Here is a 10,903-nt window from a genome sequence, read left to right as displayed (position 1 = left end):
ACGTTTTTCCTTTCTGTAGACTCTAATGGACAGTATAGCCATCAAGCCTTGGACAGATAACCCCGTCAACAATTGGACCTTTGAATGCAGCATTAACACCCCGTACCTATTTGTTCGTCCTCTATGTATATGAGTAAATAGAAAATAGCGTGCAGAAGAGGTTTACGAAATGATATGGGTATATCAAAAATCCTTACAGAAAACGTACACAAACTTTACAGAGGCTTTACACATATGTGAGAAGATTGAGTATAAATTCCTGTAAGGAGGTTTTTAATATGGGTCGATTGGCACGAGAAGTTGTTAGGAAGATGAAATTTGGAAAAGTAGACTGGAGAAGGTTACCTTTTGGAATTACAAGTATTTCATTTAAAACTCGATTACTTTTCATGATTTTAACAATCTTGCTAATATCCACGGTTACAATCGGTTTCACAGCGTATGAAACAATGAAGAAAAGCACTATTGAACTCGTGTCTTCTCGTTTAGAACGAGAAGTGACAATCGTTAATGATTTAGCGAAAACATTGATGTTGGCGCATATCGGCAACAAGGAAAACTTTTTGTCTGAACTTGAAGAGGTCATTAAAAGGCAACATGTAGCGTTAACCCAAGAAGGTTATCATGCTACGGTATTTTACTCGAAAGATAATCAGCTAATTCCTTTTTCAGTAAGTGGAAATACAGATTTGAGTTTGTCTAATCAGATTACTGAAGAAATTAGTAAGAACGGTAAAGGTATTTTACATGAAACAATTCAAGGGGAACCGTATACAATCAGCTACTTCCGGATTCAAGAGTTAGGTGGAGAATTTGTTATTGTCGTTCCGGACAGTGATTATTTGGCGGATACGAAAGAAATGGGAACTCTAATCTTACTGTCAATTCTGATTGCGTTAATTATCGCATTGTTACTAATCGCACCGACAATTCAGCGCATGACGAAACCAATAACTATGTTGCAACAAAAAATGCGCATAGTGAGGGAAGGGGATTTAGGCGTTGATTTGTCGATTCAATCATCTACACCTGAATTTCAATCGCTTATTAAAAGTTTCCAAATGATGATTGAAAGCATGTCTTATATGCTTATGGAAATTAAAGATACAAGTATTCAGCTAGCACAAACTGGAAGTCATTTAAATGTGAATTCAACTGCGCTACTAACAAAAAACGATTATATGAACGCTCAGGTTTCGAAGTTGGAGATGATCGCAGCAGAGACGGTTTCCGTTTCAACTAAACAGCAACAAGCCTTTCAGCAGATGCAAATTCAAATGTCAGCATTGTTTAATGAAATGGAAGAAGTATTTCATGAGTCGACAGTTACAAAAAAAGTCGTGGAAATAGGGGAGACAACGACCGTTGAGGCAGCAAAAACAATGCGAATCTTCTTCCTAAGTATGGAAAGTGTTATTCAAACGATTGATGATTTACATGAAAAGTTCATGTCCGTTTCTAGCGTTGTTAGCACCATTGATAACATTACTGACCAAACACGCATGCTTGCATTAAATGCGAAAATCGAAGCAACTAGAGCTGGAAAAGCAGGAGCAGGATTCTTAGTGGTAGCAAATGAAGTGCAACGATTAGCGGAGCAATCGGCTTATGCCACGGGAGAAATTAAAGGGACGATTTCACAAATGGAAAAGTCCGTGGACAGAACTACTTTGAACATAGAGGGGATGCAAGTAGACGCAGCAACTCTGGAAAGCATTACCCAAGAAAATAGTGAGAATTTCAAAGCCGCTGCGGATCATATCAGAGTACTGGATCGAAGACTATTCATCATGAAAGATCACTTAAACTCATTGGAAAGTGGGCTGCCGTTATTGGAGGCATCTACGAAACAAGTTGGAAATGTTTCTGAGAAAAATCAAAGCAATACAGCTCAAATGATGCGCGCATTTCAGGAACAATTTGAAGCAATGCAATCTGTTGAAAAAACAGGGTCAGAGCTACATTCTCTATCCAATAAATTATTGGTTAACGCCAATCAATTCACTACTTCAATTTAATGTAGTGAGTTGAAGATAGTAAACTGTATAATGTAAGAAACAATATAATAAAAGGGGGCTATCCTTATGGCACAACATCACTTTCATTTAAAAGCGGACTGGCCAGGTTTGCGGAATGATATAGGAACAATTGATGCGGGGAATTTGAAGACTAAGATTTCAATTCCAACTGAAATGGACGGCCCGGGAATTGGAACCAATCCGGATGAAATGCTGTTGGGCGCTGCTGCGACATGTTATATTATTACCCTTGCGGCTATGATGGAGCGAAGTAAACTGGAGAAAGTTGCCTTGACAATGGAGTCAGTCGGCATTGTGGATGTAACGAACGGTGTCATTACATATAAAAAGATTATTCATAAACCTCAAATCGTATTGAAACAGGACGCGACTGAAAAGGATGAAGCCTTAGCGCATAAGCTCGCAGAAAAAGCTGAAACGTCTTGTATGATCAGTCGAGCTATCAAAGGAAATGTAGAAATTGAGTTAGGCACAACTGTAATGAAATAGAATGCTAAGATATTGAAAAACCGTGCTCTATGGAGTACGGTTTTTTATTTACAAAAATAAGATTGTGTTAAATATAGACGAAGTGTAAAATTGTTTATATAAAACTAGTGTATAACGAAAGGTGTTTATGTTTGAATGGATTTATCACTAGACTATCCGGTAGAAGTTATGGAACGGGGATACATAGAAGAGAATCGCTATTATCGCTGTTTAGTATGTGGTGAAGAAGTTGAAAAGGGAGTCATTTATCCTGTTGAAGATGTACTTTTCACAGATTGGCGTTATATAGAACATCATATTGAAAGGACGCATGGCAGTGTTTTTGAACTATTACTCTCAGGTGGTAAGGAACATACGGGGTTGTCCGATCAACAGTCGAAACTACTTTCTTTGATTTATGCAGGGAAGTCAGATAAAGAAATTCAACAGGAACTGAAAATCGGAAGCATGTCGACGATTCGTAATCATCGTTTTTCATTACGGAAAAAGGAGAAACAAGCAAAAACCCTGCTTGCTCTCATGAATTTAGTGAAACGGCAACAAGAAGTCGTATCAGATGAACCGAAAGTCGATAAGCCGATTGAGAAATCATTTGAACCTTCAACAGAATTAGCACGCTATTTTTCCGAGGAAGATGGGCGTTTGAAAACACTACGTATGAAAGAGCAAGAAAAAAATCATCTGTTTGCTGAAATTGCATTGCACTTCAAACCGAGAAAAGTGTATTCAGAAGGTGAAGTCAATGCAGTTTTGGTGACAATCTTCGAAGATTATATGCTGTTACGGCGGGAAATGGTCGACCGGGGTGTGTTAACGCGTAATACTGAAGGAAGTGCATATCGCCTTGTGAATAGTTTAGAAAAGGGAGATGACGATGAAATGGATTTTAAAAAAGAAATGAAATTGAAGGCGAAAGGAGATAAACCGAGTTATGGTATATTTCAAATCAAGAATGTAAAGAACGGGAAGCTTTTTGTGAATTCGACACCGAATTTCAAAACATTGAATGGATTAAAATTCATGTTAACTACCGGTGGGCATAAAAATAAAGAACTACAAACCGATTGGGATGAACATGGAAAAGATAATTTTGAAATTGAAATACTTGAAACGATTGTTGAAAAGGATTGGCAGGGGATTAGTAAAGGTGAAATCCTTAGGAAGCAGTTGGATAAGTGGCTAGAAGAGTTACAGCCATATGGGGAAAAAGGATACAATCGTATTAAAAAAATGTAATAGACAGTTAAAAAAGACGGCAAACACATAATTGTGTTTGCCGTCTTTTTTAAAATATAAGAAAGTATAAGTTATTCCTACTCAGATCGGTGTCTAGACTCCAGGCACCTTACACTTTTCTTGTATTTACTTATCAGGAATATCCTGTTCAGGCTTCTTAATTGGTACAAGTTTGAAAATATCTTGATCTTCAAAAGCATCGACGAGACGATCGAGCCATTCGTAATAATCACGCAGGTATAATAGTTTTTCAATATCTTTATTTACTTCTTCACTCAATCCATCATCTATCGAAGGATCGTTCATTAGTTCTTCCAGTTCGGCCAAAGATTTTCTAATCGCGGCTGAATGAAAGGAAACCGATCTCCTCCACTTTATTGAAAAAAGGTCGATAAAGCTTTGATACCAATCATCTTTCACTTGATAAAGGTCTTTTCGGACCCCTCTTTTCCAGGCGCGTTCCACTAACTTCAAATCAGATAGTGCTCTGACAGATGTGCTCATACTTGTTTTGCTCATCCCAAGTTCTTCTGTCATGTCATCCAATGTTAACGGCTCATTATGAAAAAACATCGCGCCATACTGTCTTCCTGCAGAAGGTGTAAGTCCATAAAGATGTATATTTTGTGCGATGGATTCAATAATCCGCTCACGAGCTTTTTCAAGTTTTTCATTACCGTTCATAAAAGTCTTCCCTCCACTAGCATAGGCATTCATTAACCCATCCAGCCCATTTCTTATAGCGTATTATATCCAAACTTAAAAAGCAATACGTAGCAATCAAAGTTCGTACAGTTTTTTCTGTTTAAACTATTTAAAACGAGAAAACAGTTGTAATGCAAAAAAAAGACAGCTATACTAGAAGACATTCGCTAGTTTTAGTTTTGAAAATATAAGGAGTGTATGTATGAGTGATCAGATTGCTAGTAAGAAAATCGAAGTGATAAACACCACGAAGATTTTCGGTAAAAATGCGAAGCGGGCTTCCCAGCTTCTAAATGAAGGAAAAACAAAAGGTGAGATTTTGAAGGCGACCGGCGCAACAGTCGGGGTTAAAAATGCATCATTTGATGTATACGAGGGCGAAATATTCGTCATTATGGGATTGTCAGGTAGCGGAAAATCAACGCTTGTCAGATTGCTGAATAGGCTGATTGACCCAACAATGGGCAATATCCTGCTGGACGGTGAGGATATCGTCGGGATGAATAAAGAACAACTTCGTAATGTAAGACGTAAGAAAATTGGGATGGTATTTCAAAACTTCGCACTCTTTCCCCACAAGACGATTCTGGAAAACGCAGAATATGGTTTAGAAATCCAAGGAGTAGCGAAGGCAGAACGTCAAGCCAAAGCGAAAGAATCCTTGGGGCTAGTCGGTCTTGCAGGATATGAAGATCAATTCCCTAGCCAGTTGAGCGGAGGCATGCAACAGCGTGTCGGTTTAGCGAGAGCGCTAGCTAATGGACCAGATATTTTGCTGATGGATGAAGCATTCAGTGCGCTTGACCCGTTAATCCGCAAAGATATGCAAGATGAATTATTGCAACTTCATAATGATATGGGGAAAACAATTATTTTCATTACCCATGACTTAGATGAGGCACTTCGTATAGGAGACCGAATTGCATTGATGAAGGACGGGGAAATCGTTCAAGTTGGAACGCCCGAAGAGATATTGATGAGTCCGTCGAATGAATATGTAGAACGCTTTGTTGAAGATGTGGATCTTTCTAAAGTATTGACAGCGGGACATATTATGAAAAAAGCAGAGACGGTTCAAATCGACCGTGGAGCGAGAGTAGCTCTTCGTATGATGAAACAACTTGGGATATCTTCAATTTACGTTGTCGATAAAGCAAAGCGTCTTTTAGGTGCGGTCACGGCCCAAGATGCGAGTTCGGCTATTGAAAAAGGGAAGACACTTGAAGAAATAATGATTAACGACCTTCCAATGATTCTTCTGGATACCGTGCTAATCGATCTGTTCGATATCGTATCGACAGCTGTTATCCCAGTTGCCGTCGTTGATGAAAATAACAAGCTTCAAGGAATTATTATTCGTGGTGCATTGATTGGCGCATTATCAGGTGACAATCAGTTTATCAATAATAACGGGACATTCGATTCCGATTCCGATGAACAAACGGATACGGAGGTGAAGGTAAATGGATAAGTTTTTACCTCGTTTGCCATTTGCAGAGTGGATTGACAATGGTGTCGATTGGCTCGTGGTGACTTTCGGTACAGTGTTTGATGGAATTTCAGATTTTCTCAAAGGCATTGTTGAAGGATCAGTAGAATGGCTTGATATGGTGCCTTCTATTTTACTTGCCGTGTTATTTGCCTTGCTTGCGTGGTTCGTTTCCACCCGCCGCATTGCGTTATTTACTTTAATCGGCTTGTTGTTTATTGATTACTTGGGCTATTGGTACCCGATGCTGCAAATGCTAGCGCTCGTACTCACATCTGTATTCTTCGCATTGATTATCGGAATTCCAGTCGGTATTTGGGGTTCACAACAAGCGACAGCAAGGAAAATCATCAATCCATTATTGGATTTAATGCAAACAATGCCGGCATTCGTTTATTTACTGCCAGCTATATTCTTCTTTAACATCGGGGTCGTCCCAGGTGTTGTGGCATCTGTTATCTTCTCAATGCCACCCACAATTCGTTTGACGATGCTAGGAATTCAGCAAGTTCCGAAAGATTTAATCGAAGCAACGGAAGCATTTGGCTCTACAACTTGGCAGAGATTGACCAAAGTTCAAATTCCACTTGCCAAACCGACAATTATGGCAGGCGTCAATCAAAGTATTATGCTTTCACTATCCATGGTTGTTATCGCATCGATGGTTGGTGCGCCAGGGCTGGGTGAAGAAGTGTATAGGGCTGTAACACAATTGAAAACGGGTGTTGGTTTTGAAGCTGGTCTATCCATTGTTATCGTGGCAATTATTTTGGACCGGGTAACACAACACGCTGGAAAGAAAAAACAAGGGGGAATTACGAAATGAAATTAACAAAAAAAATAGTAGGACTTGGAGCTGTTGCTCTGTTTGCAATTGGACTTGCCGCATGTGGTAATGACGATGACAAGAATGAATCAGGCGGAGACACTACGAAAACCGTTGGTGAATCTGTAGATAATAAAATTACAGGTATCGATCCAGGCGCGGGCATCATGGAAGCGACTGATAAAGTGCTTGTAGAATATGAACTTACAGATTGGGATCTTACAACAGGTTCAAGTGCGGCAATGACAGCTTCACTGAAAAAAGCCTATGACAAAGAGCAGCCAATCATCGTAACGGGTTGGACGCCACATTGGAAGTTTGCGAAATACGATTTGAAATATCTTGAAGATCCAAAAGGTGTGTACGGTGGGGAAGAACAGATCCGTACAATCGGTAGAATCGGATTAGCAGAAGATCTGCCAGAAGCTCATAAAATCCTATCACAGTTTAACTGGACTGAAGAGGATATGGGCGAAATAATGGTAGCCATTCAAGACGGTGAAAAAGAAGATGTTGCATCACAAAATTGGGTTGATGCAAACGAAGACAAAGTAGCTGAATGGACAAATGGCGTTGAAAAAGTGGACGGCGACAAGATCAAACTTGCTTATGTTGCATGGGACAGTGAAATTGCAAGTCATAACGTCATGAAAATTGTCTTAGAAGATATGGGTTATAAAGTGACGTTAACACAAGTTGAAGCAGGTCCATTATGGACTGCAGTTGCTGACGGTAGTGCAGACGCATCGCTTGCAGCTTGGATGCCATTAACGCATAAAACATATGCTGAGAAATTCGAAGGTAAATTCGAAGAACTTGGCGTCAATATGGAAGGTGTCAAAGTCGGTCTTGTAGTACCGACGTATATGGATATCGATTCAATTGAAGACTTGAAGAAATAAATAATAGAATGTCAGTGCTATTTAAGTGCGAGCGCTAGGCTGTTAAACCCGGAAAACGCTGCAATTCGCAGTGCTTTTCTGGGTTTTTTATATGCTACAAAAAATGAATGACAATTATAGATGTTGAAAAAAGAACTTCATTGAACACGCTTTGGTTTCCCCTTGAAAGGTGCCTGCGCTGTTATTCATATGTACAACATATATAGGAAGAAAAAGTAGGGGGAATATTAACATGAGATTTTTGGGAAAAATGGGTGGACTTGGAGCTATTGCTTTGCTCGCGGTCGTACTTGCGGCTTGTGGCAATGATGATGAAAAAGCCATAACGGATACAGAAAAATCAATCTGAAAATCGCTTGATTATCAGATTGTAGGAATCGATCCGGGTGCGACAATGACTGCGGCATTGAAAAGAGCCTACGAAAAGGAGCAGCCAATCGTTGTAATTGGATGGACTCCGCATTGGAAGTTTGCAGAATTTGATTTGAATTTCCTGGATGACTCGAAAGGATTGTACGGGGGGAAGAGCAAATTCGTACAATTGGAAGACTTGGGTTAGCGGATGATTTGCCAGAAGCACACCAAATTCTCTCCCAGTTCAAGTGGACGGAAGCGGATATGGGTCAAGTAATGAAGGCTATTCAGGAAGGTGAGAAAGAAGCAGTTGCGGCGCAAAGCTGGATTGATGCCAATTGGGAACAGGTTGGGGAGTGGACTTCGGGTGTAGGAAAAGTAGCTGGTGATAAGATAAAACTGGTTTATGTGGCATGGGATAGTGAAATCGCAAGTCATAATGTTATGAAACTCGTTTTAGAGGATATGGGCTATAAATTGACATTAATGCAAGCGGAAAATGGTCCGCTATGGACAGCCATAGCGGATGGTAGCGCAGATGCATCTCTTGCAGCATGGTTGCCACTGACTGCCGAAACTTATGCCGAAAAATTCGAAGGTGAATTCGAAGAACTTGGCGTCAATATGGAAGGTGTAAAAGTCGGTCTTGTAGTGCCGAAGTATATGGGCATCACTACAATTGAAGACTTAAAGAATTAGTAATAATTTCTTTATATAGACATAGAGAAGGCAGCTTAACAGGGGTAGCCAAAGCCTTAAGTCTGGCGGCGAAGCTGCTTGGCTTAGGGCGGGAGGCATCCTCGAGCGCCACAGCGAATTCAATGGAATTCCTTATTTCATCAATTATAGAAGACTCAGTTCTCTTCAATCGGACTGAGTCTTTTTTGATTTTATAGAAGTAGTATGATAACTTTACATTGGCACGTATAAACAAACTCTTCGGGGCAAGGTGAAATTCCTTACCGGCGGTGATCGAGCATAGCTCGTCAGTCCGTGACCCGTCCTTCCTTGTTTGGAAGGCGGTGGAGCTGGTGAAATTCCGGCACCGACAGTTAAAGTCTGGATGGGAGAAGTTGTTTGTCTATGCGTGCTGTGCTTGCAGGCTCTGCCCTTTCACAAAACGAAAGGGGGAATGCCAATGGACCCTCAACATTATATGAGACTTGCTCTTGAACTGGCGCGTAGTGCACAAGGACAAACCTCGCCGAATCCACTTGTCGGTGCTGTTTGTGTGAAAGACGGCCACATTTTAGGGACTGGTGCGCACTTAAAAGCTGGGACACCCCATGCTGAAGTGCATGCACTGGCAATGGCAGGCAGTAATTCTAGTGGTGCAGATCTTTACGTGACACTGGAACCGTGTGCCCATACAGGGAAAACACTTCCGTGTACAGATCTCATTATTTCGTCTGGAATTCAACGTGTTTTTGTTGCGTCTATCGATCCGAATCCTTCTGTCAATGGAATGGGAATCGGGCTTCTTAAATCTGCTGGGATTGAAGTAATTACCTGCATTTTACAGGAAGAGGCAGAGCAGTTAAACCAAGCATTTTTTCATTTCATCAAATACGGGAAACCATACGTCACCTTGAAAGCCGCCGCAACTCTTGACGGTAGACTTTCAACGCAGAACGGGGACAGCAAATGGATTACTTGATGTCCATCACCTCCGCGATATCCATGATGCTATTTTGGTAGGCGTACAAACCGTACTTCACGATAACCCTTTCCTCACCACCCGTTTGCCCCATGGTGGAAAGAACCCAATTCGACTTATTTTAGATTGGCATCTCAGGACGCCAAAAACAGCTAATGTCATTACAGACGGCGCTGCAGAAACAATTATATTTACACTAGATTCAACAGAATCGGTAACTGTTTTTTTGGATTATCCTCTCGTTTCAATTGAAAGGATTTCAGAAAACGTATCTATTTTGAATGAAGTCTTAAACCGTCTTGCTGATAAAGAAATCATGACGTTGTTCGTCGAAGGCGGTAGCATAGTCCATTCCAGTTTCATCAATGAAGGTCTCGCAGATGAACTGTATTTGTATATGGCTCCGAAATTGATCGGTAACGGTGCTTCTTTATTCATGGATGATATTCGGAACCTGATGGTAGAAGGCGAATCCCTTCGTTTTTTAGATGTGCGACAAATCGGGGACAATATCCGCTTGCATGCCAGGTTTCTGAAGGAGGATTGACTGTAGTTGTTTACTGGAATTATTGAAGAAATAGGAACAGTTTCAGCGGTTAGACCAGGATCGAATTCATTGCAACTTTCAATCCGATGTAACAAAGTGCTTAGCGATGTTAAAAATGGCGATAGCCTGGCAGTGAATGGAGTTTGTTTGACGGTATCAGATTTCTCAGGCAATCAATTCACAGCGGATGTCATGCCTGAAACAACTAAAGCGACAACGCTTCAAGCATTGCGTACGGGAAGTCCAGTTAACTTAGAGCGTGCGATGGCGGCGAATGGTCGTTTTGGCGGACATATAGTCAGTGGGCACGTTGATGGCACTGGTGAAATCGTTTCGGTTAGACATAAAGAAAATGCAATCTATATGGAAATCAGTATTACACCTGAATTATTGAAATATTTTATCCCGAAAGGTTCAGTAACCGTGGATGGAACCTCACTTACTGTCTTCGGTGTAACCAATAAAGGTTTTATCATCTCACTAATTCCGGTTACACAAGACGACTCCATCATTGGCCGTAAACGGACCGGGGATCGAGTGAACGTAGAATGTGATATGCTCGCAAAATATATAGAACGGCTACTGACTACAAACAAAGAGAATCCAACTGGCGGTTTAACAATGGATACCCTTATCGCCAGTGGATTCCTCAGTTAAGG

General features: G+C 40.7%; 8 protein-coding genes, 2 pseudogenes and 1 riboswitch. Of the genes and pseudogenes, 9 read left to right on the top strand and 1 reads right to left on the bottom strand.

Annotated features, from left to right (window positions below; translation table 11 throughout):
- Positions 1 to 278: 278 nt before the first annotated feature.
- The 3 genes from I2484_RS03305 (at position 279) to I2484_RS03295 (ending at position 3,764) form a co-directional block, all read left to right on the top strand.
- On the top strand, positions 279 to 2,018 hold the full coding sequence (locus tag I2484_RS03305; RefSeq protein WP_207149587.1) for a methyl-accepting chemotaxis protein: 1,740 nt from the start codon (positions 279 to 281) through the stop codon (positions 2,016 to 2,018).
- A gap of 66 nt (positions 2,019 to 2,084) precedes the next feature.
- Positions 2,085 to 2,528, top strand: a complete 444-nt coding sequence (locus I2484_RS03300) for an OsmC family protein (protein ID WP_207149586.1) — start codon at positions 2,085 to 2,087, stop codon at positions 2,526 to 2,528.
- A gap of 135 nt (positions 2,529 to 2,663) precedes the next feature.
- Positions 2,664 to 3,764, top strand: coding sequence for a DUF2087 domain-containing protein (locus I2484_RS03295; protein ID WP_207149585.1), 1,101 nt, complete (start codon positions 2,664 to 2,666; stop codon positions 3,762 to 3,764).
- 126 nt (positions 3,765 to 3,890) lie between these two features.
- Here the strand turns inward: I2484_RS03295 and I2484_RS03290 are convergent, their stop codons facing one another.
- On the bottom strand, positions 3,891 to 4,448 hold the full coding sequence (locus tag I2484_RS03290; protein WP_207149584.1) for a GbsR/MarR family transcriptional regulator: 558 nt from the start codon (positions 4,446 to 4,448) through the stop codon (positions 3,891 to 3,893).
- A gap of 223 nt (positions 4,449 to 4,671) precedes the next feature.
- Here I2484_RS03290 and I2484_RS03285 point away from each other — a divergent pair, with 223 nt between their 5' ends.
- From I2484_RS03285 to ribE, 6 genes and pseudogenes are all read left to right on the top strand, one after another.
- A complete protein-coding gene (locus I2484_RS03285) occupies positions 4,672 to 5,940 on the top strand; it encodes a quaternary amine ABC transporter ATP-binding protein (protein ID WP_207149583.1) in 1,269 nt (422 codons plus the stop codon).
- Positions 5,933 to 6,784, top strand: a complete 852-nt coding sequence (locus tag I2484_RS03280; protein ID WP_207149582.1) for an ABC transporter permease — start codon at positions 5,933 to 5,935, stop codon at positions 6,782 to 6,784. Before I2484_RS03285 ends, I2484_RS03280 begins: the two co-directional genes overlap by 8 nt.
- On the top strand, positions 6,781 to 7,686 hold the full coding sequence (locus I2484_RS03275) for a glycine betaine ABC transporter substrate-binding protein (RefSeq protein ID WP_207149581.1): 906 nt from the start codon (positions 6,781 to 6,783) through the stop codon (positions 7,684 to 7,686). Before I2484_RS03280 ends, I2484_RS03275 begins: the two co-directional genes overlap by 4 nt.
- A 232-nt stretch (positions 7,687 to 7,918) precedes the next feature.
- A pseudogene (locus I2484_RS03270) lies at positions 7,919 to 8,739 on the top strand (glycine betaine ABC transporter substrate-binding protein).
- A 232-nt stretch (positions 8,740 to 8,971) separates the two neighbouring features.
- A riboswitch (FMN riboswitch) is annotated at positions 8,972 to 9,119 on the top strand.
- Between the two features lie 59 nt (positions 9,120 to 9,178).
- Positions 9,179 to 10,244: pseudogene (gene ribD / locus I2484_RS03265) on the top strand (bifunctional diaminohydroxyphosphoribosylaminopyrimidine deaminase/5-amino-6-(5-phosphoribosylamino)uracil reductase RibD).
- Between the two features lie 6 nt (positions 10,245 to 10,250).
- Complete coding sequence (ribE, locus tag I2484_RS03260; RefSeq protein ID WP_207149580.1) at positions 10,251 to 10,901, top strand: riboflavin synthase; 651 nt, start codon at positions 10,251 to 10,253, stop codon at positions 10,899 to 10,901.
- Positions 10,902 to 10,903 lie beyond the last annotated feature (2 nt).

The organism is Sporosarcina sp. E16_8 (genome assembly GCF_017347095.1).
Lineage (GTDB): Bacteria > Bacillota > Bacilli > Bacillales_A > Planococcaceae > Sporosarcina.
Note: the sequence above shows the minus strand (reverse complement) of the source record. Positions and strands in the feature narration are given on the sequence as shown.